This is a genomic window from Candidatus Similichlamydia laticola, from assembly GCF_003339615.1.
Taxonomy (GTDB): domain Bacteria; phylum Chlamydiota; class Chlamydiia; order Chlamydiales; family Parilichlamydiaceae; genus Similichlamydia; species Similichlamydia laticola.
Genome location: NZ_QQBG01000012.1, coordinates 12,633 through 37,412 on the forward strand (window position 1 = coordinate 12,633; position 24,780 = coordinate 37,412).

Below are 24,780 nucleotides of genomic sequence, written 5' to 3' on the forward strand. Positions count from 1 at the left end.
TAAGCTCGCTCTTGTGTGAGATACAACGAATCGGACATTATGCGCAGGTTTGTTTCTGTTCCCGATTTTTTCTGGGAAAATTTTATAGGCCAAGGAATGCATATGACCGCAACACACCTTGCTTATTTGTCCATAATAGGTTTTTTTCTTCCTGTTTGTAATTCTTTCGTCTTTATGCCAAAGCAAGAGCAGGAAAAGTTCCTAGAACAATCCCTAGTAGGTTCAGATCCGTTTCATCTTCGTTCTTTTTACAAACTGTCTTCTTCTGAATTTGATACAATTGTCCAAAAACTAGAGGAGAGGGGGTTATTGACTCCTTTTTCAACGGGGGGGATTGTCTTAAACACACTTCAGCACCTGGCACAAGCTGGAGCAAATATTGACATCGGTACCTCCCATGGAACAGGTGAAAAATATTCGATTTTAGATGAGATTTATACTAAACTTTTCAGGAAGAAGTTTCTTGAAGAAAGTTTTTTACAGCCACCCAGACTGATTTACCTTTACGAATACAACGATCACGATCCAACGGTCATATTTACAACGGACTATACAGGAGGCCTTTCAGATAACTTCATTGAAAAAATCCCTTCTTTTGCTTGGTATCATCTTGTTCTAATCGATGGGCATATTTTGCCCTTTCCCAGCTCAATTGAAATTATTAAACAGGCTTGTGAAGACAATACACCCGTTGCCGTCAATTGTGGAAAACACAATTTTTTAAAGATCCACAAACAGGAGTATTTGTCCCTGCTCCCTATGATTTCGATGTTCACCTGTAACTTGGAGGAAGCTCAGATCCTAACAGACTTGTCCGACGTTAGAAACTGTGCTATCGCTTTGCAAAAGAGAATGAAACCCGGAGCCTCTGTTCTCGTTACAGATGCTTCTAGAGATTTTTGTATCGCAAAACCCGACACGGTAACCGTTTACTCTCCTCCCATCTTCCCAGAAAATAAAATCATTCACTCTATGGGATGTGGGGATGCTGCTGCTGCAGGTTTCTTCCTAGGCAATCTTCTTCAATTACCTGACCCAATACAAGCTAGTCTCATTATGAAAATGGGTTGTTCTATCTTGGAGTCTCCCTCCACTCTCGTTCCGGAAGAAAAAATTCGTAGCATTCTTACTAGGCACAAGGTTTTACCTACACCCAAAAAATAGTGAGCACTTGCTTTAGTCGCGTAATAGAGATCCCATACGATTACGGTACAGAGCGTAAAATTGGCTCGCTGCTTCTTCCCATCCTCTTTTAAAATGAATCGCTTGACGTATAGCTTGACGCCAGTTAGAGGGATCTCTCCATTTTTCAAAAGATCGTTTTACGGCACTTAAGACTCCCTCTTGATTAGGATCCATAAAAACAAATCCATTTCTTTTTTCTTTAGGTTGATCTGAAAAATCTAAATCAAAAACTGTATCAGCTAGACCTCCTGTACAGCGTACAATAGGTAGAGAGCCGTAACGTAATGCCATCATTTGTGTTAACCCACATGGTTCGAAGAGAGAGGGCATAAGAAAAAGATCAGAACCGCCAAGCAATTGATGAACAAGTTCTTCATTTTTTTCCAAAATACAACACCCAAAAGGCCTCAACCCTTGATCTAAGGCTTCCATTTGTCTTTTGATTCCCTCTTCGTAAGCCATTCCCAAACAAACAAAGGTACCACCTTGCTCTACAATCCAACGAGCTGCGATTTCGATTAAGTCAATGCCCTTTTGCCAACATAACCTTGAAATTGAACAAGCAAAAGGTTGTTCTGGCCTCCAAGAAAGGCCCAATTTTTCTACAACAAAACGAAAATTTTTCTCTTTTTGGGAAACACGAGGCCCAGAAGTAAATGAAAGAGTCTCTTTACCATACTGCGCAAGTAAATATCGGTCTGTAGCAGGGTTCCAGACCTCCAAATCGAGTCCATTTAAAATGCCGTGAAAACAACCTTCTGAAGTCCGTTCCCTAAAAAGATGCGCAAGTCCTTTTCCTGCAGGCTCCTCTTGAATTTCAGAGCCATATCTAGGAGAGACAGTTGTCACAAAATCGGTTCGCTTAATTGCTTCAGCCATCCCATTAACCTGTTGAGAGCAAGCAAGAGCTTCGTCAAGAGGTACACAAAAATAAGCAAGAGTGGATAAAGAAATCGTGCCTTGTGTTTCGGGGTTATGAATCGTAAAAATAAAACTGACGGATTCAAATTCTTCGAGAGCATTAAACATGGCAGCAAATGAAGCAGGCCAATCGTGTAGATGAATGACATCGGGGATAAGCTCTTTTCGTTGTCTCAGCACATGCATAACAGCAGAAGAAAAACAGCAAAATCGGCTTGTATCATCATGCTCCCCGTAAATTTCTCCCCGTTCAAAGAATTGACTAGGCGACTTGTCTTGGATCAAAAGAATTTGACAACCCTCTTCCTCGCTCAACCAAGCTTCTAGTCGCAAGTCTGAAGCACCAAAATGGATAGGACCAAGAAGAGTGGCCTTCTTGAGTTGAAGGAAATGGTAGTAAGGTAGGGCAACACAAACATGATCTCCCTGTCTGACCTGTTCTTTTGCAAGAGCTCCTATGACGTCCCCTAGCCCTCCTGCTTTACAAATGGGATACATCTCCGTTGCGATATGCAAAATCTTCATCTGACCCCCTAACAGTCTTCCACCATCAGGGCTCATATCTAAGACATATCTTATTGTTCAAGCTCACTCAAGACAGAACCGAGAGTGACGCAAGTGGCATCATATGCTTGAAAAAAACCGGCTCATCCCATGCAGAATAGGGAGTCAGTTTTCCCAAGACACGCCTTGCTCAAATAGGGGAACTTTTGCTAACCTCCGTCGAGGTTCTTCTTCTTAATTGAGCGCAGATGAAAAACGAGTCCCTGTGTTGGGGCGTAGCCAAGTGGTAAGGCAGCGGTTTCTGGTACCGCCATTCGGAGGTTCGAATCCTTCCGCCCCAGAGGTGTAAGAGTAGTTTCATGTGTGGCATTGTTGGGGCGTAGCCAAGTGGTAAGGCAGCGGTTTTTGGTACCGCCATTCGGAGGTTCGAATCCTTCCGCCCCAGGCTTTTACATTTGAGGCCTTCTGCCGCTGTCAACAAGAGCTAAGTGTTGAGGTTTTGTCGCGGAAGGCCCGATTTACTAGAGGATCCCATTGGGTTGAGTTTCGTATGGACATCGCCGAATTGCATATTCAGAAGAGATCGTTGAGGGGCAAGGGCTTTCTGAAGGGTTTGCGACTCGCTGGGAGGATTCCCGCCGTTTTGCATGATCCTGCAGGATCTTCTGAAGCTATTTCAGTTGATAAGAAAGAGCTAGCGAGGTTGTTCGCCCTGTACAGGGGCCGTGTGGCTTCCGTTCGTTTTGTTTTGATAGATCAGGAAGGTAATCGTTCTTCCTCGCTTGTTAAAGAGATCCAACATTCTTTTGTAGACTATGAGATTTTGCATCTCGACTTTTGCCTTCTCGAGCTTTCGCGTCGTGTTTCTGTAAACGTTCCTATTTTTTTGCGAGGAGGGGAAGAGTGCGTTGGCTTAAAGCAAGGTGGAGTGCTCCGCCAAGTTATTCGTAGATTACGCGTGAAGTGTCTGCCTGACGACATTCCTTCCTGTTTTGAATTGGACATTTCCGGACTACAAATGAAGAAGTCGATGCGGCTGTCTTCTCTTGCTATTCCGGAGAACGTTATGCCTCTTACTGATTTAGATCAGGTGGTCGTTGTTGTTGCAAAGCGTTGATACCTCAGAAGGTTTTGTTGTTGGCTTGGGTAATCCTGGATTAGACGAGACGGTGCACAACGTAGGCTTCGTTTTTATTAACGAGCTCACTAAGCTTTACGGAGGGAAGTCTTTTCCTGCCTCTTCTTCGTTTTCTTCGCCCTTGGTATGTGGGGACGCTTCTTTTCGCGTACTTAAACCCCGGATTGAGATGAACTCATCAGGAAAGGTTGTCTTCAAGGCTTTGCGGAAGCGAATGACTTTTGACAGGGGAGAGGAGGCCTCGTGCTTGCTTGTTGTTGCAGAAGATGTTGAGCTCACTCCTGGAAAAGTGCGCGTGCGTTTCGGAAAGAGTTCAAGGGGACATAACGGCGTGAAGAGCGTCGTAGAGGCGTTGGGTTCGAATGCGTTCTTTGTTTTGTGGATCGGTATAGGTCGTCCTTTGGGAGACCATGATCTTTCAGAATATGTTTTAAGCCGCATCCCTGAGGAGAAGAAGGAAAAGGTTGAAACAGGTATCTGTAGTGGGCTACTTCTTTTTCAAAAATGGTTATGTAGTGGCAGGAAAGTCTAGGGAAACACGGGTAGTAGATTTATGGGAGAAAAGAGAAGAAATTTATACGAGGGGATCTATATTATCAGGGCCTCCCTCAGTTCAGCAGCTCGAGCGAAAGCACTAGATAAGGTAAAAGAGGGAATTACTTCTCGAGGCGGTGACATTCTCAAATTTCATGAAATGGGGAAGCGTCGTTTGGCATATGAGATTAATCGTCAAAGAGAAGGTTATTATTACGTAACTTATTTCACGATTGGGACACAACATATTGCCGATATGTGGCGTGAATATCATTTCAATGAAGATTTGCTCCGTTTTGGAACATTTACAACGAAAAAAGTGTTGGAGAAGTTAGAGTTTGAGCAACTGGCTCAATCAAATGGGTGATATGGAACATGAATGGTCGTAGAAAAAAAAGGGGAAGTGGCGCATCAGATTCTGGTAGAAGGCGCAGAAAGTGTCCTTTTATGTCTGCTAAGAGAACTGAAGTAGACTACAAGGATACTGAGACCCTCCTTAAATTTGTCACAGAACGCGGGAAGATTCTTCCTCGAAGGATTACTGGTGTGTGCGCCTTGATGCATAGACGCCTTGTTCGCGCTATTGAGCGTGCGCGTTACATGGCTCTGTTGCCTTATGTTGCCGAAGATTGACCTCTTTTGAAATGTGGAGCTGAGCTTATTTTATGTCTGCTAAGAAGAAGATTTTGCTGCTTGATGACGTCAAGTGCCTCGGTCGCTCTGGAGATACGGCAACTGTAGCTAGGGGCTATGCCAATTATCTCATCATGAATAAAAGGGCTCTGATTGCGGATCGTATATCCATTCGTCGTCAGGAAAGACTTCGACAAGAACGACAAGAACGAGCGGAGCAGGAACTTTCAGAAGAAAGGTCTCTTGTTGAACGTTTAGACGGTGTTAGCCTTTCCGTTTATGTCAAAGTAGACCAGGATGGTCATATGTATGGATCCGTTTCCTCCAAAGATATTTCTTGTAAGCTTGAGGCTTTGGGCTTTGAGATAGATAAAAAATGTATTGTCCTTCAGAAGCCCATTAAGGAAATTGGCGAAACAACGATTCCTATCAAGTTTGGACAGTTGGAAACAGTCATCCATTTGTCTGTTCTTCCAGAAGAAGAGGAAGAAGGTTAGAAAGTGTTTCGGGGTCATCAGAAGAAGGCTCTCTTCTTGGTAGCGCATCCTCGAACAAATTCCTTTTCTCATTTCTTCTCCTGCTTTCTAGCTCAAAATTTTCTTTCTTCTTGGGAAATTGCATGGAGGGATTTATACCGCCCTCCCTTTGACCCTCTTCTTAAAGAAGAAGATTTTTCTGGGCCTCTGTCTGAAGACATAAAAGCAGAGATGGATCTGCTTTTCGGTTCTAATGTCTTGTTTGTTTTTCACCCCGTTTGGTGGTACGGTATGCCGGCTGTGCTGAAGGGCTGGATAGATCGTGTCCTGAGGGAAGGTTTTGCCTTCAAGAAGGATTCCAAAACAGGCCAATCTGAAGGCTTACTACAGGGGAAGGGCCTTATTCTCATTCGTACGGCCGGTGCCTCTTCGGCTCACTCTCACTGCTGTTGGGAAAAACCTTGGGAGTATTGCGGGTTCGATGTACTCCTTTCAGAGACTCTTTTCGACATGAGTGCTCCCATCTCTGACCAAGAATGTACACAGAAGATGCATCAATTAAGGAATAAGATTATTTCTCAGCTAAGCTACTTCGCCCCAGAGGCTTCCCAATAAGCCCGACTGAAATCAACTTGTCCTCCTGGCAAGACAATAACATTTTGAAGTTCTTTCCTCTTAAGGGCCCTGAAGGGTTCGTGAACTAGGGGAATAACAGGAAGTGTCTTCATCACTTCCCTTTCCAAGTCGATCCAAAAGAGATTCTTTTTCCCTCTTTTTTTTTGCTCCTCCTCAAATTCAGCAAGGAGCTGTCTAGAATTTGACTTAGGAATACCGCAGTTTTGAGATAAAAAAACAGAAAAGAATTCATAAGGATCTCTACAGGTCCAAACCCACTTAAAAACAGCTAAGTCAAATTCATTATTCTCTGTTTCACTCAAAAAAGCAGGCAGTGCTCGAACACTTCGAATCTTAACTTGTGTGCCTGTTTTCTCAATTTGTTCCCCTACGCAAGAAGCAATCAAAGGCTCACAGGATCTGTCTCTAAAAAGGAGGTGCAAGGGCTCACGATCTGGTTCCTCTTTGGAAAAAGTAAAATGACCATGGTGTTGCGCACCCTCTCTTGTCTTGTCCGGAAAGAGGTTATAAGCAGGAGAAAAGTCTTGACCGAGGAGACAACACAAGCTATCACGGTCCAACATCCGGTACAATTTCCACCTTTTCTCTTCAGAAGAAAGCTTAGGGGAATCTGTGTTACAGATAAGCCAAAACGTCCCCACAGACATTTCAGAACAAACACGTTCTATCTTTTCTCCTAATTCTGCAAAAAACAAATCACCCGTGAGAAAAATATTTGGTGCTCCGATCCAATCCAATTCAAACCGACTAAACAAAAGAAGAGGGTACGACTCTTTTTCAGAAATCAAAAACCGCACCAGAGGAAAGAAAGCTTCTTCTGAGCAAAATGGATTTTTCTTAAGTTCAAAGATCTGAGATTTTTTCTTGGACCGTATCGGAAGATAAGGGCCATTATAGAGAAGTGAGATTCCTCCCTCCTCTGTGTAGCTTCCGGCAGCAAAGAAAGGGGGCTTGGACAGCATCTCCAAAAAAGTTTCAACAGGAATAAAGTATTCCAATTCAACAAGGAGTTCCTCATCGTTCGGTGTGTATACACCCAGACTCTGAGGGTCTGCCTCACCTTGTTTGATTCTTTCTGCATTGCGAATACAAAATAGAAGAGTAGAAGACAAAGAGGGAAAAGCAGGATCTAAAGAACTCCTCCAACTTTCTGCAAAATCACGCGAGGTAATAGGTGTTCCATCACTCCACAGTTCTCTTTTTAACTTAAAAATATAGAGCTGGCCCTCTTGGTCAATGCGAAAGGAAGAGGCCAAACAAAGAGAAGGGGCGCCCGTAAAGTCTATTCGAGTCAAGCCACGATAAAGCATGGGAATAACAATCAAGGAAGAAGCATGAGAGAACGCAACACTCCTAGGATCAAGAATAGGAAAACTATTGAGATGCAACCGAAGTACCTGGCCGGGTTCTCTCTGTTCCGTCTGCGTTCTCATTGAGAAAAGAACAGAGACAACGGCCAGAATTGGGATCAAGAGAAAGAGTAACCTCTTCTTCAAAATAAATTGCTCCTCCATCTCCCTCTCAAAAAGATATTCTTAACCCGCCTCTCTGTCTTCCAAATCGCCTGATTCCATTTCTTGTCCTGCGGAAGGATCACTCAAAATAAAATCTTCTATTTCATTGAGAGCCGAGATCACTTCATCCGTCATATTAAGAGATTCATCATGGTAATGAGTGGCACCGCTACTAATCAACAACTTCAGCCCATAACGCTTGCAAACTGACTCAGAAGCATTAGAAATCATTTCGCCAAGCTTTTGAACAAGTTCCATCTGCAGGCGATAAATTTGATTGCTACCATTAGCTGCTCGTTCATCTCGAGTACGACGAAGTCCCATCCACTCTCTCTGGATTGCAGTACGAGCTTCTTCTGTCATACTCTCCTTAATGTTTTCGTCTTGTAACTGATCCTGAAGAGATTGAATCCGTTCATCCAATTCCCTTAGTTCTTCACGCATTTTTTGATTTGCGCTCTCTAAGAGCCCAGTTCCCCTCTGGCCATGCTTAGACCCAGTGACACAGGATTCAAAATTAAGTACACCAATTGGACACGAACTAGAAGAAGAAACATGGCCTCTCTCTCTGGAGATACACTTTTCTTTTTTAGGTGCCATTCCTAGCAAACGCCTCAAGGGGCAACCGCTTCCTGGGGAGCTACTTAAGTAGAGATAGGCTCCAAGTGAACAGACAGTGACAGAAATAGCCACTAGTATAAATTTCTTTAAAAATTCCATGTTTTCCTCAAACTAGAAACTGTTGCCTAAAGAGAAAAAGAAGTTTGAAAGATCATTGGTTTGATCAGAGTGGACCAATGGATATCCAAACCCTACCGATAACGGCATTCCCATAAAAGATCGAATACGTATGCCATACCCAACCGATGTCTGTAACTGTCCAACTCTTTGCGGAGTTGTCGCAGAACTCCCCAGAGACAAATAGGCAAAATCAGAGAAAGCGAACAAAGCAAGCTCTCTATTAAGGGGCACATTGTACTCAGAGGAATAAGCGAATAAACGATCCCCCCCCTTAGGATAGGACGTCGTGATCCCATTGTCATCAGCTAGCTTAGGACCGAGACTCCTCTCTTTCCAGCCTCTTGGAGTTGTTTCCTGATCCGTAAAAAGCCTTTCAGGGTAGGGGAAATCATCAAAAGATCCTCTCATCAGGGTAAGTCCTGAAGAACAACAAGACAACTTCAACCTCCCTTTCATAAAGGGTAAGTACAAAACCCCTTTAACTTGTAATTTACCAGCAATGTGAGAATCCAGAGCCTTAGTCGAAGTTGAAAGAATTTCACTAAGGACACTTACTCTCCATCCAGAAAGATAAAAACCACATCCTAATGTCTTATCCCACGAAAAGCCCAAACCAAACCCCTGCAAAAAGAAATCGCTTTCAATCTCCTCTTTAATTTGATCTGGTACTTCAATCTCATCGGAAGTTTCCACAAAAGACTGAACGCTACCAAGACGGTGTCGTATTAAAAGATCAGTAAATGGTCCCAATTCACGGGTTAACTTGTTAGACAAACTTTTTCTTGTAACTTTTATGTTGTCAGAAGGGGCAATTGACTTCTGAAGAGTGAAGTCAAATCCATATCCCCATCGGGATCGAAAGATAAATGGCCTAAAAAAATCGCCTTGCATATCAACGAATCTTTGCCCTGCAGAGACTTGTAAGCCAATTGTTTCTCCCTGTCCTCGAAAGGCAGAAACGCCTTTCGTAAAGAAGTCAAAAAGACCCATGATGTTGAAATGACGATCTCTTACTTCTACTGTCCCTTTCCAAGAACTCTCCGATCCATAAGTAAAAGCCAAAGATAAGTTTCCTGTCGGTTGTTCCTGTAAATCGATAATTAACTCCCTTAAAAGAGGGTCACCTTCGAAAGGCTCGTTCGAAGCGTACACTCTTACCTTTTCGAATAGACCAGTTTGCATAAGAGTATTTTCAAAGCTCTTCATGACAGACGAATCGAAATAATCTAGAGGGGCAAAAGGACATTGTCCCATAAGGAAAGAGGGATCTGTTAAAAGATTTCCCAGAATGGAAATTCGACCTATGCGCAGCTTATCTCCGGCATCTACGCAAATATTCAGATCAAAAATGTTTTCGTGCTCACTTGCTAACGTTTGTTCTATTTTAACAAGACACTCAATGTATCCATTTGTTCCATAAAGGGCTTCGATTGCTTCTGAAGCAAGAAAAATCCTTTCAAGAGAAAAAACTGTTCCAGGAAAAAGCCCGTAAGATTTCATTAAAGCATTGATGTTAAAAGGGTCTTCGGAAGGAAGAGTAATTTTTCTAATAGAATACCTCTCTCCTTGATCGACCCGAAAGACAAGAGTAACAGCCCCGCTCCGAAGATCACGCAGTGGACAAGCCTCCACTTGTGCATCAGAATATCCCGCATTCTTCAGTAAAGACAGCAAATTAAACCTGTCCTGTTCTACTCTTCTTTCGTCATAGAAACCAGAATGAAATAAAAAGGCGGAAAAGGGATCGTAACGCTGTGTCAGCCTTATTCTTTCAAAAAGATTTTCGTAATACTCTTCTAGACCCACAATCTTGATGGCCCGAATATAGTGAAGCGTGCCCAACTTAATGCGAACTAAGAGGTCCATTGCCTCTTCAGAGAAGCGGTCTTCTTCTAGTTCTATCTTGACGTCCGCGTAACCTCTCGACTGCAACCACTTAGCGGCTTTTCGAGACTCCCACAAGACCTTGTTCTTATCAAATCGGTCTCCTTCTTTCAAAGGGAAGAGTTTTTGAAATTCCTCCTTAGAAAATTGGTCTAAGGACCCAGAAACTCTCCATTGAATCGCCCTAATAAAGGGCCTCAGCTTTCCCTTGAATACAACATTAACCTTCTCTCCATCAATGAAGAACTCAGGAACAAGACTCTCAAACACAGGTGCAAGGGCTTTGATATCCTTATCCATCAAAACTGGATCGAATTTGCCTCCTTCTTGACTTTGCATACCTTGAACGTGACAGGAAAGTTCCTCCTTTGTCAGATGGAAATCTTTCCAGGTAATCGAAGAAATGGTCAAGTCATGAGCATACATACTTCCTAAAGGCAAAGTGAAAAAAAACAAAGCAATACACGCAAGACAGTTCTTCAAAATCTCGTACCTCACCCAACTATAAGCCACCTTCCAAGAGCAGAATGAAACTAAAAACACTTACGATCCCGAACAGCTTTTGCAATCGTTGTTGGGTCGCTATTACTCAATCTACTGCCCATAGGAATCCCGAACCCAATTCTTGAAAAGGTCGGAACAGACAATCCGAGATGACAGCATAGCTCTTCTATTTGCTTTTTGACAAAAAAAGATGTTGCATCTCCTTCCAAGGTTGCCTCAAAAGCAAATAGAATCTCTTTTGGATGACAACTCAACAATCGTTTCTCAAATGTTTCAAGAAAAAGATGGCAACCAAAAACTCCCCTTTCTGGAGCTAGCAAATCACCTAAGACATGATAAGTTCCGGAAAAAGAACAAGAGTCCTCTATTAGCATTACATCGATGGGATGAGCAACAAAAGCTACAAGAGTAAGATCCCTTTCTGGAGAGCAATTCCTGCAGGAGGAATATTGCATACATCCGCAAAGATCGCAAAGTAGACTTTCTTTGTTCAATTGATCCAAAAGAGTAATAAACGCACCCAGATCGGCCTTGCTCCAAGTGGCAAGTTCAAAAAAAGCTTTCCTTGCATTTCTCAGACCGACACCAGGAAGCCGACTCAACAAAGAAATAAGTTTCCTCTCGGTCTGCACAACCTTCTAGCCTCACACTTTGCGAACGGACTCAGATCATCATGAGGTCACTGTTTTTATACCACTAAATATTTGATGAGGAATAAACTAATGCCTGATTTTGTTTTTCTGGAAGCGTTGTTATATGCCTCTAAGTCTCCTCAAGCCATTGGTTTCTTTGTGTAAGAGAAGAGGGTTTATTTTTCCTGGATCCGATATCTACGACGGTTTTGCCAATACATATAGCTACGGCCACTATGGCTGTCTTCTCAAAAAAAAAATAAAAGATCTTTGGTGGCACCGTTTTGTCCAGATGCGAGAAGACATTGTAGGACTCGACTCTCCTATACTATTACACCCTGAAGTCTGGCGATCCTCTGGACATGTAGAAGGGTTTCACGACTTACTCGTTGACTGCAAATCATGTCGACATCGTTATCGTTTGGACCACCTCCTCGAAGAGAAGGGTATAGATTTTACCTTAGAAGGCATGACCTTAGAGGAAATCGAAAAAGCTTGGAAAGATGTAGATGTGGCCTGTTGCCACTGTGGAAAAAAGGAGTTTACTCAGGCTCGGATGTTTAACTTGATGTTTCAGACGAGTTTTTCCAAAAACGACCCTTCCAAAAACTTAGCTTATCTTCGACCCGAAACAGCACAAGGGATCTTCGTAGATTATCAGCAAGTTCTGACTTGCATGAGAAAAAAACCTCCTTTTGGCATCGCCCAAATAGGTAAAGCCTTTCGCAATGAGATTACACCAGGCCGTTTTACTTTTCGCATGATCGAATTTGAGCAGATGGAGATCGAGTTTTTCATTCATCCGGAGACTTGGGAAAAGAACTTCTCCTTGTGGCTGGACGAGATGACAACTTGGTGCGACTTGATTGGATTGCGATCTTACCGTCCCTTTGAAATCCCCAAAGAACGGCTCCCTCATTATTCCCTGAAAAATGTTGATATGATGTTTGAGTTTCCTTTTGGGACTTCTGAATTGTACGGGTTAGCCTACCGTAGCGATCACGATCTTCTGTCTCACTCCAAGGCTACCAAAAAGGATTTTTCTTTCCTTTGCCCCAAAACAGGGGAGCGGTACATTCCCCACGTCATCGAGCCTTCTTTCGGGTTAGATCGCACTGTTTTGGCCATTTTATGTGAGGCTTACGAAGAGGAAAAGGTGGGGGAAGGGAACCTTCGAACTGTTTTACGCCTTCAACCTTGGATCGCCCCAATACAGTGCGCCTTCTTCCCCCTGATAGGATCAGACGAAGAATTAAAGAACAAAGCGAGGCAATTGTACGGTAATTGTCTTGCCAGATGGTCGGTTGAATATGATGAAAAGGGTGCTATTGGCAAACGATACCGTCGCCAAGACGAATTAGGTACCCCTTTCTGTGTCACCATAGATTCGGACTCATTAGAAGATCATCGAGTAACCGTTCGTTTTCGCGACTCAATGGAGCAGGTCAGGATAGGAGAGCAAGAATTGATCCCTTTTTTAGAAAAGGAACTTGCTCCTAAGGACTCAATCTAGATACAGTAGGGCGCCTTTTGGCGCTTCTGTTTGGAAGGATGGCAGAGCGGTTGAATGCGTCTGATTCGAAATCAGATTACACGGCAACGTGTACGGGGGTTCGAATCCCTCTCCTTCCGATTCCGGCTTCTTTGGAATTATTCCTTAGACTGGATCTCTTCCCACGCTCGTAAATAGAGTTTTTCTTTTTCTCCTTGTAAGGAGATGACTGGGTTTTTAGTTGCCCTTACAACTTTGTTGTAATGTTCGCAGAAGCTGTTTACAAATGTTCTTCCTGAAGAGGAAGTTAAGGCTTTGTGAGGTATAAAGCCAAAGTGGAGGGCTGCGTTCTGCGTAACGCTTTCTGGAGACAGTAAAAAATTGAGAAAAGAGAAAGCTAACTCTTTATTTCTGCTTCCCTTGAAGACAGCCAGGTTTTCTAAGGAAATAGTAGAACCTTCTTTAGGAACGACAAACTCAATAAAGGGGTTGGCCTGTTGTACCTTCAAAACATAACCTAGGCAGGTCTGAGCAACAATAAATTCACCCGACTCTAAGCTCAAATAAGACTCACTGGAAAAAGCGGCAATATTTTTCTTCCATTTGAAAACAAGATCTTTAGCTTGTTCGATATGGAGCGAGTCTGAGGTATTATGGTCATGTCCAAGGAAAAGCAAAGCAGCTCCAATGACATCTTTAGGATCATTACAGAGACACATACGACGTCTGAACTGTGTCCAATCCGAAAAAACAGACCAACTGTCCGGAGCCTTTGGAACCTTTCTCTTGTCAAAACCAATACCCAAAACACCAATAATCTGCGGAAGACTATGTTCCATTCTTTGATCTGGAAAGAATTGACAATAGTCTCGATCAAGGTAAGAGATATTAGGTATTTTACTGTGATCAAGTCTGCTAAGAAATCCCTGAGCCCTCATTAACTCCATAAAATAGGAAGAGCAGAAAACAACATCATAATCTCGAGTTCCATTCTTGATCTTGGCATACATCTCTTCATTACTTTCAAAGTAACTGTAATGACCTGACAATCAAATGATCTCTCAAAGGCTTTTAATACATCCAATGAAAAGGAATTTGGCCAGCTCAAAACAAAGAGTTTTTTCTTTGGAAGAAGAGAAGGTAGAAAACAAGAGAGACAGCTTAAAAGAAGCACAATAAAGGCTATCTTCCAAAAAAAATATTTAAGCAATACGTCCACCTCATCAGGTCGTCTTGAAGAAAAGACAGTTTGAACCTATCCTAGGCATGCTTTTTGAAACTAGTAGGCTTAGTTGCTGGATCGTACCTCCTCCCAAGCAGACAGGTAGAGACCTTCGCTTTCCTTTAACCAAGTCACGACAGGGGACTTATTCCTTTCAATAACATTTAAATAATGTTTCCGAAATGTTTGCAGAAATTCTGGCTTCAAATAGAGATTTAACCCTGTATGTGGAATGAAACCAAAATGGATCGCAATATTTCTAGCAACGTTCTCTGGTCTGAGAATGAAATCGATAAAGGAGAGCGCTAGATCTTCCTGTGCACTACTCTTAAGAAGAGCAAGATTGTCAAAAGTAATCATTGAACCTTCTTTAGGGATAAGAAAATCGATAGCTTTATTCGTATTTTGTGTTTTCAAAATTTCTCCTAAATAGGCTTGAGATAACACAAACTCTCCAGATTCAAGTCCCATGTAAGGTTCGTTCGAAAAAAGAGCAATATTTTCTTTCCATTGCAAAAGAAGCTTTTTGGCCGTCTCAACTTGATACGGGTCTGTCGTATTGTGTTTATAACCTAAGGCGAGGAGGGCCGTTCCCAAAGTGTCCTTAGGATCATTCAATAAAGTCATGCGTTTCTTAAAATGAGACCAACGTGAAAAAACAAACCAACTATCTGGTCTGTTCGGGCACTTTCCTTTGTCAAATCCAATCCCTAAAATGCCAATAATCTGAGGAATACTATAAATCATGTCGGGGTCTGGAGAACATGTAAGATAGTCACGATCAATATAGGAAATATTTGGTATTTTTTTATGATTCAGTCGACGTAGTAGCCCTTGGTCTTGCATAAGTTCAATGAAATACGAAGAACAGAAGACCATATCGTAACCAATACCTCCATTCTTGATACGGGTGTACATCTCTTCGTTGCTCTCAAAAAGGCTGTAGATCACTTGACAGTCAAACTCTTTTTCAAAGAGCTCCAAGAGCTCTGACGCAAGACAATTTGGCCATCCTAGAAGGACAAGTCTCCTCTTATGTGTAGATTGCAAAAGGAAATGACTAAAAAAAACAAGAGTACCGATTAAAATAATCCAACGAAAAGATCTAAACAATGTAATCCCTTATTTTCAGTACCATTCCGTCTCTAAGATGCGGATCTCACATCCTTTCTCTTTCTTTGCCCAATCTCCTGCCATGATATCCAAAAAGAGAGGCAATGCTCCAGGATTAATTATTCGACTGCACTTCTTCCCAAGCAGAGTTCGTTCTTTATGAGGCATAAAGCCAAAATGAATAGGAACATCACGAGCAGTATTTTTAGGAACGATACTCAAGTAGGCTTGTGCTAACACAAACTCATCTAAGTTCAAGACCGAGATAAGGCTCATTGGAAAAGACAGCAATGTTATCTTTCATTGAAAGAGCAATTGTACAGCTTGTTTAGTTTGGGCCCACTCGGGTTGAGTTGTGTTCATAGCCTAAAGCAAGCAGGGCAGATCCAATCGGACCTTTTGGATCAAGAGGGTCATTCGTTCTTTGAACTGTGTCCAATTCGAAAAAACAAGCCAACTGTGTGGAATAGTTGATATCTTCCTTTTGTCAAATCCAATCCCCAAAATTCCAATGGAGTAGACCATCTTTATTGTTTGATTTATTTGTAATGTGGAAAGAAAAAAAGCATCCCAAAGTTGACCAGAAACAAAACCTATCCTCAGATTTTATTGTAAAATCTCTCCAAGATATACCAGAAAGGCCTTTTCTCTGAAAACTAAAGGAATAATGCTAGGTGATTCTTCGTTTTTCTAAATTGTTATGTATTCCTAAGGCTAGGATAGGAATATGCACAAGAAATAGGATGGAATTCATAATGAGCATAGTTTTATCTAAAGAACCATCTAAAAATACAAATGCATCGACTAATCCCGTTACACCGACAACAAGAGAAAAAATCCATGCTAGCCATTTCAAAGCTAGTTCTAGCTTCATGCTGCCTGTAATACAAGATTCTGCTCCAAGAGCAAAACTAGCTTTTAAACATCTCAACAGGCCCATTACACAACTAATCAGTGTAAAAGCAAGGAGAACATGAGGGGAGAGGAAGCCAGCAAAAGTGAGAATAACAAGAACAACAGGTTTGATCACCTTCAATATAGAAATACAAACATCAGAAAAGGCAACTAAAACGGCAGTTTTACCTGCTTTGTATAAAAGAGATCTTGCAAGGTCTCCCAATCGTAAAGCCAACTGCAAGGATGCAGCAATAATTTCTGCAACAAAAGACCCAAAAATAGGAATGGCTTTTCCAAGTTTCTGAACAATCGTGACTAAATTATTCACTATATCGGCCATAGAAGCAAATAAGTGTAGGAGATTGGTCTTGGAATAAGAATCTCGTAGATCTTTTAACCCTTCCTGAATTTTCAAACTTAATGTCTTTCTAGAAGATTCATCCATCTCTCGGGATAGTTGCTTTCTCCAATCATTGATTTTAGCAACAAGGTTAGCTTTTTTCCACGTACTTACACCAATGGTTCCAAATTCTGCTACAGAAGGAAGCAAAAGTACAAAATGTGAACCCCTCATTAGGGGCTCTGTGTATTGATGTAGTTTAAGCTGCTTTAGCACAACTTGACCTTGCCTAATCATTTGCTCAGCAGGCTTAATGACTTCTTTTCCAATATAAGCAACTTTCTGACCCACCCTTATGAGATGAACAGATTGACAGTGTGCGAATTGCACAGCTCTTCTCAAATAAGTAAAGGAGGCATTGTTTGTATGAGCCGATACCGGAATAGATGGAGTTGTCATTGATGTCCTCAGTGTGACAAGTGCAACAAATTTTTGCTCTATTTGCTCTAAGAGACCTTTAGAAAACGGGAGGAGATGTCCAAGATTGGATTACGTGATTAATTTTTGTTCTACTTTATCCTTTAGAGCAGTCATACTCACTGCAATATAAATAAATTGAAGAAGAGCAAAAGATAGAGTAGCTATAAATGAAAGTGGAGGGGGTGACACACTTAAAATCGCCTGAGCTAAAAAAGAAGCTGTGGCTAGAATATTTAGGAGAACAATTCCAATGTGCAGAAGAAGTAGTTTTCTAGGGATAACTCGAGAATGCTTTAAGATTTGAAGGAGAGCGAGAATAGCATTAAATGTAGAGAATAATGAACTTAAAAAAGAAGAAATAGCAACGGCTAAACTAAGTCCAGGAACAAAATTTGAAGCAATACGAAAACTGCTAGAGACCATTCCTGTTAAACTTGAAAAAAGTTCTGTCAAGATCAATGAAAGGTGCAATTTTGATCTTTTATTTCTTAACTTCTCTTTTTCTTCTTTAGATAGGTTTTGCGTTCTTTTTGACTTCAGATACAAGTTAAAATAAGACAGAAACCTGTAAGACATTTAGAACAGTAAGGCGTGTTGAGAGCTTAGAAATGAAATCATGCGATTTTACATAAGAAAACCTTTTTTTTAACGAAATTTCTATTAAAAAAATAAAGGCTCGTACCCTTTTCCAGAGGCCTGGTCTTTGTATTTGATTTTTCATAGTTCTTTTGGGAACAAAACCTTTAAGGCTAGATTTTCGTTCAGAAGGAACTTGAGGTGAAGGGGAAGAAGCATTTCGACCATCATGAACATGTTGGGAATCCATGAGCAAATTATCCAGATGAAATTTCAGAATTGTTTTCTAGTTGTCTTAAGAAGCCATATTGAGTCTTTGTTCAGCTTTTACTTTTAAGCCAAACAAGGCAATAGCAATATAGAAAAATTGCAAAAGAGCAAAAGAAAGCGTAGCTACTGCAGAAAGAGGAGGAGGGGAGACTTGCATAATAGCCTGAGAAAGGAAGGCTGTTGTTGCAAGAGCATTGAGGAGGACGATTCCAATCTTTAAGAGAAGACTTTTTTTTGAGACAGTCGGATCTTTAAGCGTTTTCATTAACTCACTGATAGCTTCGATAGTTGAAGATAGGGAGCTTAAAAAAGAGAGAGCTATAACACCAAGTGATAGAGCCGGAATAAAAACAGCAGCTATTCGCAAAGCATGTGAGGCAATGCCTGTTAGAGAGGCTCCAAGCTCTGCAAGCATTTGAATGAGATGTTGCTTAGAGGTTTTCTCGACTAGTTTTGCCCTTTCTTCTACAGATATCGCTCCAGGATACAACCTGGCTTTGCTATAGAGCTTTAGGAAAGAAATAAATCGCACGACCATTTGCGCTATATTAAACGCTTCGAAACAAAGTCCAGCTATGCCAAGACCAATCTCTCCTATAGAAGCACCGCGCAAAGCTCCAATTTCTGCTAATTGATGAAATAGTAGAGAGAAAGAATAACCCCCAACAACAATTGAATGACGTAGAAGAGACTTCTTTGTCGTTTCGCTTTGCTGAGAAAAAGCTAGCTTCATATTTTGAACATACTTAGAGAAAGGGGAGTTCTTCAATAGCTCAATCGGCCGCCCTTTTAATCTTTGCCAAGAGACGTAATTAAAGCTTTGCCTTGATTGATTCCAAATTTTTTGCAAAGCCGTAAAGATTCTTACTAAACGATCTTCTTTTCGAGAAGGAGCGGGTATATTCTCATCTGAAGAAGCAGCTTCGTCCAAACGCTCAGGCGATTGGTTTGAGATAGAAATACGACGAGTGTCCATGGGATAGAAGGAAACGAAACAGTTTTAATTGAAAGAGAGCTCTCACACAACTTGGCAGGAAGAAAGGGTCGGACAGAATCAGTTCTAATCTAAAGAGCTCTCGAGGTTGGAAAGAACAGAAGAAACAAAAGAAGACCGGGGTGCTAATGAAATCCGGGAAAACACCCGTACCCAAAACCAAGCCCCATCCTTATTCAGACAAACATACTTTAGTGGTTTCCTTCAAGCTGCGGGGGAGCAGAACGGTCTTAACGTCTGATAATGTTTGTTATGTTGTGTCTTAGAATACAGAAAAACGCACCTTCCTCTAGGTGCGTTTACCGGACGACCAAATGTCTACTGATCAAGGAGCAATTTAGTCCGTAGCTCTTGCTCCTTCAATCTTAACATGCCAAGGACGTATTTGCTCAGATCTCCATTTGTGAAAACAGAGACGAGAAATTCTCCATTGCCAACATTTTTTGCATCGAAACGTAAATGTTGCTTATTCGGGCCTTGAGGGCCTAAAGCCCATCCCCCGCTAACAAATACAAGGATTGGTAATCGAAATCCCACGAACCTTTTTTGAAAGACATCTTGTAGCAAGGCCTTGGATCCGGAGTTTAGCACCCTTACATAAGGAACTAAAGTGCTTCTCTCCAAGTAATTCTCCAAGGAATCGGCCAAAGCCGTAAACTCTTGAGCATAATAAAAGATCAAAAAAGGTTTTGTTAGATCCTTAAGAGCAAGCTCTTTCTTAAGCTGATGTTCTTCTTCACTATCCAATGGAACATAAAGAATTTCCTCTCCTGCAATAATCGGAGCCTTATTGCCTTTTATAATTTCCTCAATCCGGGCAGCACTATCTGGTACACTTTGAGCAAGGGACATGCCCTCAGATAGAAGCAAAGATTCTGGAGAAAGCAATCCGGGCTTATCAGGGCCAATGGACGCTGGCTCACGTAAAGCAAGTAGATTTTGATCGATTTTACCGTAGTAAAATGGCATTCCCTGAAGGAGACTCCAAGCCATTTGACGCTCTTGTAGAAGCTGTTTACTTTCATTGAAAAAGGGCCGTGTACGCTGAGAGGCAAAAGAATCCCTTATGCTCCAGTTCGAACGATCTTTTTCTGGTCCAAAAGCAAGGTTCTTCCGACCGGAGCTGTTTTGCCAGTCCAAGATCACAATGTCTCTCTTATTAGGCATTGCTATTAGATCCTTCTCTGCTTCTCCCTTCATCCATCGACTCGCATTACCCCCCCCTAGAGTGGGAAGCGCGTGTAACAATCCAATCAACCAAACCGTGGAGCAGATGCGGCACTTTTTAAACACGGCTACTCTCCTTCTTCTGCAATTTCTAGAGAACAAAGTTGCTCTTATTCCGTTATGACTTCTTGTTCAACCAAAAACGATTCCTCCTGCTTATCGAGGACGCTCAAGATGATCTTGGGAAGAAGACCCTGCTCATGAAGCCATATGAGAGTCGATCCAAAAAAAGTACCACCACTTAAAGCATTAGCTAAAGAAGTGCCTCCATAAAATCCTTCCCTTTGATCTAAACGAAAAACAGCAAGAGAAGGCAGAGGCAAACAATTCATAGCACTATGCTTAGCATCGATAAGCAAGGGAACAATTTGGACCTTCTCTCGGACAAGAGCAAAAGCCTCTTGCTCAATGATAGATTGATAAATCGTACCGCCAGGGTGATCTAAAACGACAACAAAGACACCAGGAAAGGCAAAACGTGCGGGATCAGATGGAGAACTCCAACAAGACAATCCACGCTCAATCACCTCGCTAAAGGCATCACATGTGCTTAAAAAATCTTTATAGAAATGATTTTGGGATTTTTCAAAAGATTCCCCGAGCAAAGGGCCTTCTCCTCTGAGGGGACAGAGAAAAAACAGACAAGGCAGAAGAAGATAAAACCAAGAATTTTTCATAAACAGGTCCTCCGAATTCATCGTTCCTACGTAGCCTACAACAACGCACGCCCTCACATCATACCAAATTTGGGAGAAGACCTTGTACGGAGAAAAGCTTTTGTATTCGGCCAGCCCTTACTCTTTTTAGAAGGGCAAACTGCACCGAATTAAGTCGTTTTCCATAATGGTGTCAATAGCTCTGAGCGAGATCACTCTCTGATAAGATGTAGAACTCGCATAGCCTCCATGACGGACCCTTCTGCTTGAACTAAGTGACGAAAACCTACAGAGGAGACAAATGTAATTCTTAGACTGCTAAATCCTGTTTTCTCTTCTTCATGAGTCGGGAATCGAATGCACACGAGCTCTATATCGCTTCCTGACGTCCCCCTTTCAAATGAAAAAAGATTTTCGAGGTCAAGTGGCGTGACCATTCGTACACATACATCTCTTGATAATTTGTGCAACTCATGATCTGTTAAAGCCTCAATATGAGGGCTGTGTTCCGAGATGAGAAAAAGCTGAACACCCCTTCGCTGAACTTTGGAAACAAGTTTTGGAAGCTCGCCAGAATAAAGCCACTGTGGTCGAGCTGACAGCTGAAGAGAGCTACATAGAAGAAGAAAGAAGAAAGACTTACAGTTTTTCCAAAACATTAGGGAACCTTAAGCATTGAGGAACAGCAAAAAGAAATGAAGATTGAGAAAGACAATTCCCCTTCTATTGTATAAAAATTAATTTTTAGAAGACAGAATAAACAGAGAGCTCCCCCTCCCCTCGAGCTCAAAGGGAAGGATGCCGCTGTATTAAAGAGCTCTTTTAGTGGGTGAAGAGGGAGGTAGCTGAATTTCTCGAAATGAGATCACTTCTTTTTTTTCTGGTCTGAATTGCTCTTCTTTTCCCCCCTCGGACAGATCATTCACAGGAATAGGCGAAGCAAGATCTTGAAGAGGTGCACCTCTAAGGAAGAGATTCATTTCTTCGATAAGAATCCCCCTGGAATAAAGCTCATGTACCTCCCTATTGGAAAAACTCTCCGCCGACACAATCCGAACAGCAGATCCGGTTCTTGAAGCCTCCATTTTGATCAAACAAATCGAAGGAGCTGCGCTGTTGTCTTCCTCCTGTGGTCTAAAAGAGACCAATACTTTGATATCTCTATCCGAAATGGGCAGGACAAAGAAATGTTTCCAGACCCATTCCAACTCTTTCTCACTGAAATCAAAGACACCAGGATCAACCATTAAGCAAAGAGCTTTGCCAGCTTCTAAAGCCCTGCAAATCTCCTTCAGGAGGTCCATATCTTGAGTTTCATTCAAATTTAGCCAGGATAACTGGCTAAGCACGTTTTGCACTTTTCCTTGTGGCTCTGTGAGTTTGAATCTGCGTGTTTTTACCTCTCTCCCGTGGAGAGAAGTCATCAGCATCGCACATCCTAATGTCGCATAAAACATGCGATACAGCAATCTCCTTGAAGAAAACATAAACTGAAAGGCTCCTGTTAAGAAGTAGGTACGACGAGCAACCCCTATAACAGAAATGAAATCTTCTTTGAAGAGACAGAAAAAAGAAAACCCTCCTTTAAGAGGGTTTTCTTAAAAACAACTAAGTCCTCCAATATTTAGGACGTAGCTGAAAGATTAATCGGCTTGTTCCTCTGTCGAAGAGCTCTCTTCGGAATCGCTCTTAACATTTCTTTGATCGGAGCCAGAAGAAGTCTCTTCCTCGGATGTTTGAACTCGCTGAATTACACCTTCTTCAGTGGTTTGAATCACCGTCGCTTCACCCTCATTACAGAAAGCTGAAGCCAATGGAGAAAAACTAGCTACGTTGGAGAGAAGAGCTATCAGAAGGCTTTTTTTAAACAGATTGAAGTTTGTCATGAGTTTTGCCCTTGCAAGTTTTTAACAAATTGTAAACATAATTTGGTTTATTGGCCAAGATTCAATCACGGGCCGGCTTCCGCAATTGCCTTGATTTCTCAGAAAAAGGGAAGAGAGATTCAATAGTATCTTCTTGAAAAAGCGAGCCTCTTTTCAATGCATTGGAAAGATCTTTTGTGCCTCCAGAGCATAAGAGAGACCAAGTTACGTGCCAATAATCTTCATTATCTTCAAACGTAGATAAGGATAGCACGCAAGACTTAGCTGCCTCAATAGATACACTTCCTCCTACCTCTCCTCTAGAGAAAAAATCTATAAATTGAACGAACAAATCTTTTCTAAGAATAACCCAGCAAATTTCTGAGTTTGGATAGTCCCCTTGTACGAACCCCGTCTTCTTTAACTGGCAAAAAACACCCCAAAGGGCACACCCTTTGCAAAAAGAATTAGAATTCTGGACTCGGGGAAAACAAAGCCACAGAGGAAAAGATTTTTCTTGATCAGGGTCCCAAACACCGATCAAAAACACCTGTCGCTTTCCAGCGTCTAAATTGGGCATGCACGATCTAACGATCAAAGAAAAGAGCTGTGTAACACTTGCAACCTCTGAGAACTCCTCATTATCTAAAGAGTGCTGGTGCCCAAAAGAAGGGAGGTGTTCCTGTTCAAAAGAGGAATTTCCTAATAAAGAAAAGAGAGTCGTGCAGACTAAAATAACTTTTTTTTGAAGGATATGCATTACGGTTCCCTAGGGATTCAATCCAAATCGATTTTTTAAGCAAGTAGAGCCCGATTTACGCCCCTTTACGTAGAAGAGAGAAGGAGCTAAAAGAAAATAGCAATCTATAACTGATGGAATAGGAAGAAAGAGGCCCCTTTAAGATTGATTGCAATAACGCTAAAGAGGCAGCTGCCTTGAAAAGAAAGAGCAAATCTATGCGTTTCCACCTATTAACTGCTTGTCTCTCGTTTCCGATTCAATGTCAAGCTTTTATTTAAACTTTGGACTGAATTGTGTGATAACTGAAGTAAGATAAATGTAAGAAAAAGTCATCAGGCTTCAAATCAGATTCTGCTCCTTCCGAACAAAGACGAGAAAGGTAGTCACTGCCTGGAAAAATAGGATCCCACTTTGTCAGGAGGGTATTCCCTTCTAAACGCGGACACACAACAACACCATAAATTGCGATCTTAATATAAATTTTAAGGGCCCGGCAAACAACTCCAGGATTGCTCATAACGATATAACAGTGTGTATTTAAATAACGTTCTGCATTATCTGAAAAACCAGGGAAAAATACGCTGGGATCTTCGTTTGTAACAATGAGTAATTTTTTATCTTCCGCAGCCTTCTTACACCATTCTAGCAATTGCTCGGGTGTATCTACCATGCCTTGAACAATGAAATTATGGTGCACACCATCCTCATCGTGGTCAACATCTTCTGGAGGGCTCGAGGAAAGACCTCCTACTGGTTGTTTATCTTGCCCTGCATTTTGACGTTCGCCCGAATGGCCATCAGACGATAACGGTTCATGTGCTAGATTAGAAGAAGTCGAAGATGTATTTCCAGATGTAGAACCAGTGCCGTTAGACGAAGTTGACGTAGAATTAGTTGGCGATTTCGAAGTGCGCAGTTTATGAACTGCGTTTTTATGTGAGAGCTCTCGTGGATGTCCAACATGATCGCTTTCTTCGGAGCTCAAATCAACCTGCTGCTCCCCGTCCTCATCTTTCTGACGATCATCTTCTCCTTCCTCCATAACGCCCTCTGTGCCATGCACGGGCATCCCGTCATTACCGTTCTGGCCATGTGAAATTGGACCAGAAGTGGAAACTTCAAACTCCACCCTATCAGACTCCCCTTCCGGACCTCCAACGCCTACCGGAGAGGCCTGTGCTCTTATTTCAAACAGGCTAGGACAAGACAAAAAAGGCAGAAGAACATAGAGCGCATACTTTGGAAAACGCCGTTTCAAGAACAATTCAAATCGAGGAGAAATCGAGAAATTAAACATAAGATTACTTTGGAAGTGTAGGAAGATTAACAAAAATTATCTGCTTCTATGAAGTCTAAGATGAAGAAAAAAACGGTGTAAGTCGACCTGCTTGTTCATTAAATCAATGAAAAGTTGCTGTCCTGGATAAATCATTAACCATTCCAAAAATATGCCGTCCACTTCTTCGTTGAACTCAGGACAGATCATTATACCAGTAACAGGAAAAGAGCAATCGAATTGGCAGGTCTGTGAAATTGCGGAAACCGTACTAGAAACCAAATGACAAGTCTTAGCAAGATGCGCTAGTCCACTATATTCGAAACGC

At 41.8% G+C, this 24,780-nt stretch carries 27 protein-coding genes and 3 tRNA genes; 11 read left to right on the top strand and 19 right to left on the bottom strand.

Annotated elements, in window-relative coordinates:
• Positions 1-15: 15 nt before the first annotated feature.
• Entirely contained in the window at positions 16-1,164 is a 1,149-nt protein-coding gene (locus HAT2_RS01635; RefSeq protein ID WP_147267477.1) for a PfkB family carbohydrate kinase, read from the top strand.
• 12 nt (positions 1,165-1,176) lie between these two features.
• On the opposite strand, the gene HAT2_RS01640 is transcribed toward HAT2_RS01635, so the two are convergent.
• On the bottom strand, positions 1,177-2,631 hold the full coding sequence (locus tag HAT2_RS01640; protein WP_181860304.1) for a glycogen synthase: 1,455 nt from the start codon (positions 2,629-2,631) through the stop codon (positions 1,177-1,179).
• A gap of 248 nt (positions 2,632-2,879) precedes the next feature.
• Here HAT2_RS01640 and HAT2_RS01645 point away from each other — a divergent pair.
• The 8 genes from HAT2_RS01645 to HAT2_RS01680 all read left to right on the top strand — a co-directional run bounded on the left by HAT2_RS01645 (position 2,880) and on the right by HAT2_RS01680 (position 6,006).
• Positions 2,880-2,951, top strand: a tRNA-Gln gene (locus tag HAT2_RS01645).
• Between the two features lie 32 nt (positions 2,952-2,983).
• Positions 2,984-3,055 (top strand) — tRNA-Gln (locus HAT2_RS01650).
• Between the two features lie 105 nt (positions 3,056-3,160).
• On the top strand, positions 3,161-3,727 hold the full coding sequence (locus tag HAT2_RS01655) for a 50S ribosomal protein L25 (protein WP_114544298.1): 567 nt from the start codon (positions 3,161-3,163) through the stop codon (positions 3,725-3,727).
• Positions 3,711-4,280 carry an aminoacyl-tRNA hydrolase gene (pth, locus tag HAT2_RS01660; RefSeq protein ID WP_181860305.1) on the top strand — a complete coding sequence of 190 codons (570 nt, stop codon included), beginning with the start codon at positions 3,711-3,713 and terminating at the stop codon, positions 4,278-4,280. Before HAT2_RS01655 ends, pth begins: the two co-directional genes overlap by 17 nt.
• A gap of 21 nt (positions 4,281-4,301) precedes the next feature.
• On the top strand, positions 4,302-4,649 hold the full coding sequence (gene rpsF, locus HAT2_RS01665) for a 30S ribosomal protein S6 (RefSeq protein ID WP_114544300.1): 348 nt from the start codon (positions 4,302-4,304) through the stop codon (positions 4,647-4,649).
• Between the two features lie 8 nt (positions 4,650-4,657).
• Positions 4,658-4,915, top strand: coding sequence for a 30S ribosomal protein S18 (rpsR, locus tag HAT2_RS01670; RefSeq protein ID WP_114544322.1), 258 nt, complete (start codon positions 4,658-4,660; stop codon positions 4,913-4,915).
• Between the two features lie 32 nt (positions 4,916-4,947).
• The gene (gene rplI / locus HAT2_RS01675) at positions 4,948-5,412 is read left to right on the top strand and encodes a 50S ribosomal protein L9 (RefSeq protein WP_114544301.1); all 465 of its coding nucleotides are present in this window, start codon (positions 4,948-4,950) and stop codon (positions 5,410-5,412) included.
• A gap of 3 nt (positions 5,413-5,415) precedes the next feature.
• The gene (locus HAT2_RS01680) at positions 5,416-6,006 is read left to right on the top strand and encodes an NAD(P)H-dependent oxidoreductase (RefSeq protein ID WP_114544302.1); all 591 of its coding nucleotides are present in this window, start codon (positions 5,416-5,418) and stop codon (positions 6,004-6,006) included.
• Here HAT2_RS01680 and HAT2_RS01685 read toward each other — a convergent pair.
• Genes HAT2_RS01685 through HAT2_RS01700 form a run of 4 tightly spaced genes read right to left on the bottom strand, consistent with a single transcriptional unit; the run spans position 5,979 to position 11,302 of the window.
• Positions 5,979-7,523, bottom strand: a complete 1,545-nt coding sequence (locus HAT2_RS01685) for an ABC transporter substrate-binding protein (protein ID WP_181860306.1) — start codon at positions 7,521-7,523, stop codon at positions 5,979-5,981. The two genes, HAT2_RS01680 and HAT2_RS01685, sit on opposite strands and share 28 nt — an antisense overlap.
• A gap of 39 nt (positions 7,524-7,562) precedes the next feature.
• Entirely contained in the window at positions 7,563-8,261 is a 699-nt protein-coding gene (locus tag HAT2_RS01690) for an OmpH/Skp family outer membrane protein (protein ID WP_114544304.1), read from the bottom strand.
• Positions 8,262-8,273: 12 nt separating this feature from the next.
• Positions 8,274-10,649: a BamA/OMP85 family outer membrane protein gene (locus HAT2_RS01695; protein WP_220253869.1), complete on the bottom strand. Its 2,376-nt coding sequence runs from the start codon at positions 10,647-10,649 to the stop codon at positions 8,274-8,276.
• Between the two features lie 50 nt (positions 10,650-10,699).
• Positions 10,700-11,302, bottom strand: a complete 603-nt coding sequence (locus HAT2_RS01700; RefSeq protein WP_114544306.1) for a toprim domain-containing protein — start codon at positions 11,300-11,302, stop codon at positions 10,700-10,702.
• Between the two features lie 124 nt (positions 11,303-11,426).
• Here HAT2_RS01700 and HAT2_RS01705 point away from each other — a divergent pair, with 124 nt between their 5' ends.
• Both HAT2_RS01705 and HAT2_RS01710 read left to right on the top strand, forming a co-directional pair.
• Entirely contained in the window at positions 11,427-12,815 is a 1,389-nt protein-coding gene (locus HAT2_RS01705) for a glycine--tRNA ligase (protein ID WP_114544307.1), read from the top strand.
• Between the two features lie 32 nt (positions 12,816-12,847).
• Positions 12,848-12,934, top strand: a tRNA-Ser gene (locus tag HAT2_RS01710).
• A gap of 18 nt (positions 12,935-12,952) precedes the next feature.
• Here the strand turns inward: HAT2_RS01710 and HAT2_RS01715 are convergent.
• The 14 genes from HAT2_RS01715 to HAT2_RS03960 form a co-directional block, all read right to left on the bottom strand.
• On the bottom strand, positions 12,953-13,843 hold the full coding sequence (locus tag HAT2_RS01715) for a polyamine ABC transporter substrate-binding protein (protein ID WP_114544308.1): 891 nt from the start codon (positions 13,841-13,843) through the stop codon (positions 12,953-12,955).
• Positions 13,844-14,082: 239 nt separating this feature from the next.
• Positions 14,083-15,129 (bottom strand): polyamine ABC transporter substrate-binding protein, encoded by a 1,047-nt coding sequence (locus HAT2_RS01720; RefSeq protein ID WP_181860307.1) that lies wholly within the window; start codon positions 15,127-15,129, stop codon positions 14,083-14,085.
• Positions 15,130-15,144: 15 nt separating this feature from the next.
• On the bottom strand, positions 15,145-15,405 hold the full coding sequence (locus HAT2_RS01725) for a hypothetical protein (RefSeq protein ID WP_220253870.1): 261 nt from the start codon (positions 15,403-15,405) through the stop codon (positions 15,145-15,147).
• A gap of 394 nt (positions 15,406-15,799) precedes the next feature.
• The gene (locus HAT2_RS01730; RefSeq protein WP_114544311.1) at positions 15,800-16,825 is read right to left on the bottom strand and encodes a hypothetical protein; all 1,026 of its coding nucleotides are present in this window, start codon (positions 16,823-16,825) and stop codon (positions 15,800-15,802) included.
• Between the two features lie 90 nt (positions 16,826-16,915).
• Positions 16,916-17,422: a hypothetical protein gene (locus HAT2_RS01735; RefSeq protein WP_114544312.1), complete on the bottom strand. Its 507-nt coding sequence runs from the start codon at positions 17,420-17,422 to the stop codon at positions 16,916-16,918.
• 295 nt (positions 17,423-17,717) lie between these two features.
• Positions 17,718-18,668 carry a hypothetical protein gene (locus HAT2_RS01745; protein WP_114544314.1) on the bottom strand — a complete coding sequence of 317 codons (951 nt, stop codon included), beginning with the start codon at positions 18,666-18,668 and terminating at the stop codon, positions 17,718-17,720.
• 336 nt (positions 18,669-19,004) lie between these two features.
• Positions 19,005-19,979, bottom strand: coding sequence for a hypothetical protein (locus HAT2_RS01750; protein ID WP_114544315.1), 975 nt, complete (start codon positions 19,977-19,979; stop codon positions 19,005-19,007).
• 44 nt (positions 19,980-20,023) lie between these two features.
• A complete protein-coding gene (locus tag HAT2_RS01755; protein WP_114544316.1) occupies positions 20,024-20,590 on the bottom strand; it encodes a hypothetical protein in 567 nt (188 codons plus the stop codon).
• 191 nt (positions 20,591-20,781) lie between these two features.
• Positions 20,782-21,228 (bottom strand): hypothetical protein, encoded by a 447-nt coding sequence (locus tag HAT2_RS01760; protein WP_114544317.1) that lies wholly within the window; start codon positions 21,226-21,228, stop codon positions 20,782-20,784.
• 150 nt (positions 21,229-21,378) lie between these two features.
• On the bottom strand, positions 21,379-22,056 hold the full coding sequence (locus tag HAT2_RS01765) for a hypothetical protein (RefSeq protein WP_147267479.1): 678 nt from the start codon (positions 22,054-22,056) through the stop codon (positions 21,379-21,381).
• Between the two features lie 156 nt (positions 22,057-22,212).
• Positions 22,213-22,455, bottom strand: coding sequence for a hypothetical protein (locus tag HAT2_RS01770; protein ID WP_114544319.1), 243 nt, complete (start codon positions 22,453-22,455; stop codon positions 22,213-22,215).
• Between the two features lie 61 nt (positions 22,456-22,516).
• Positions 22,517-23,194 (bottom strand): hypothetical protein, encoded by a 678-nt coding sequence (locus HAT2_RS01775; protein WP_114544320.1) that lies wholly within the window; start codon positions 23,192-23,194, stop codon positions 22,517-22,519.
• Positions 23,195-23,450: 256 nt separating this feature from the next.
• Entirely contained in the window at positions 23,451-24,473 is a 1,023-nt protein-coding gene (locus HAT2_RS01780) for a hypothetical protein (RefSeq protein ID WP_114544321.1), read from the bottom strand.
• A gap of 36 nt (positions 24,474-24,509) precedes the next feature.
• Positions 24,510-24,780, bottom strand: a 271-nt coding sequence (locus HAT2_RS03960; RefSeq protein WP_220253871.1) for a hypothetical protein, incomplete at its 5' end; no start/stop codon positions are given.

Excerpts from the sequence above, each read along its gene's own strand:
- HAT2_RS01705 (WP_114544307.1), top strand. The coding sequence starts at position 11,427 with ATGCCTCTAAGTCTCCTCAAGCCATTGGTTTCTTTGTGTAAGAGAAGA.
- HAT2_RS01760 (WP_114544317.1), bottom strand. The coding sequence starts at position 21,228 with ATGTTTTGGAAAAACTGTAAGTCTTTCTTCTTTCTTCTTCTATGTAGC.
- HAT2_RS01780 (WP_114544321.1), bottom strand. The coding sequence starts at position 24,473 with ATGTTTAATTTCTCGATTTCTCCTCGATTTGAATTGTTCTTGAAACGG.
- HAT2_RS01765 (WP_147267479.1), bottom strand. The coding sequence starts at position 22,056 with ATGTTTTCTTCAAGGAGATTGCTGTATCGCATGTTTTATGCGACATTA.
- HAT2_RS01735 (WP_114544312.1), bottom strand. The coding sequence starts at position 17,422 with ATGTCTTACAGGTTTCTGTCTTATTTTAACTTGTATCTGAAGTCAAAA.
- rpsR (WP_114544322.1), top strand. The coding sequence starts at position 4,658 with ATGAATGGTCGTAGAAAAAAAAGGGGAAGTGGCGCATCAGATTCTGGT.
- HAT2_RS01730 (WP_114544311.1), bottom strand. The coding sequence starts at position 16,825 with ATGACAACTCCATCTATTCCGGTATCGGCTCATACAAACAATGCCTCC.
- rpsF (WP_114544300.1), top strand. The coding sequence starts at position 4,302 with ATGGGAGAAAAGAGAAGAAATTTATACGAGGGGATCTATATTATCAGG.
- HAT2_RS01640 (WP_181860304.1), bottom strand. The coding sequence starts at position 2,631 with ATGAAGATTTTGCATATCGCAACGGAGATGTATCCCATTTGTAAAGCA.
- HAT2_RS01690 (WP_114544304.1), bottom strand. The coding sequence starts at position 8,261 with ATGGAATTTTTAAAGAAATTTATACTAGTGGCTATTTCTGTCACTGTC.
- HAT2_RS01655 (WP_114544298.1), top strand. The coding sequence starts at position 3,161 with ATGGACATCGCCGAATTGCATATTCAGAAGAGATCGTTGAGGGGCAAG.
- rplI (WP_114544301.1), top strand. The coding sequence starts at position 4,948 with ATGTCTGCTAAGAAGAAGATTTTGCTGCTTGATGACGTCAAGTGCCTC.
- HAT2_RS01755 (WP_114544316.1), bottom strand. The coding sequence starts at position 20,590 with ATGAAAAATTCTTGGTTTTATCTTCTTCTGCCTTGTCTGTTTTTTCTC.
- HAT2_RS01775 (WP_114544320.1), bottom strand. The coding sequence starts at position 23,194 with ATGCATATCCTTCAAAAAAAAGTTATTTTAGTCTGCACGACTCTCTTT.
- HAT2_RS01745 (WP_114544314.1), bottom strand. The coding sequence starts at position 18,668 with ATGGACACTCGTCGTATTTCTATCTCAAACCAATCGCCTGAGCGTTTG.
- HAT2_RS01725 (WP_220253870.1), bottom strand. The coding sequence starts at position 15,405 with ATGAGCCTTATCTCGGTCTTGAACTTAGATGAGTTTGTGTTAGCACAA.
- HAT2_RS01770 (WP_114544319.1), bottom strand. The coding sequence starts at position 22,455 with ATGACAAACTTCAATCTGTTTAAAAAAAGCCTTCTGATAGCTCTTCTC.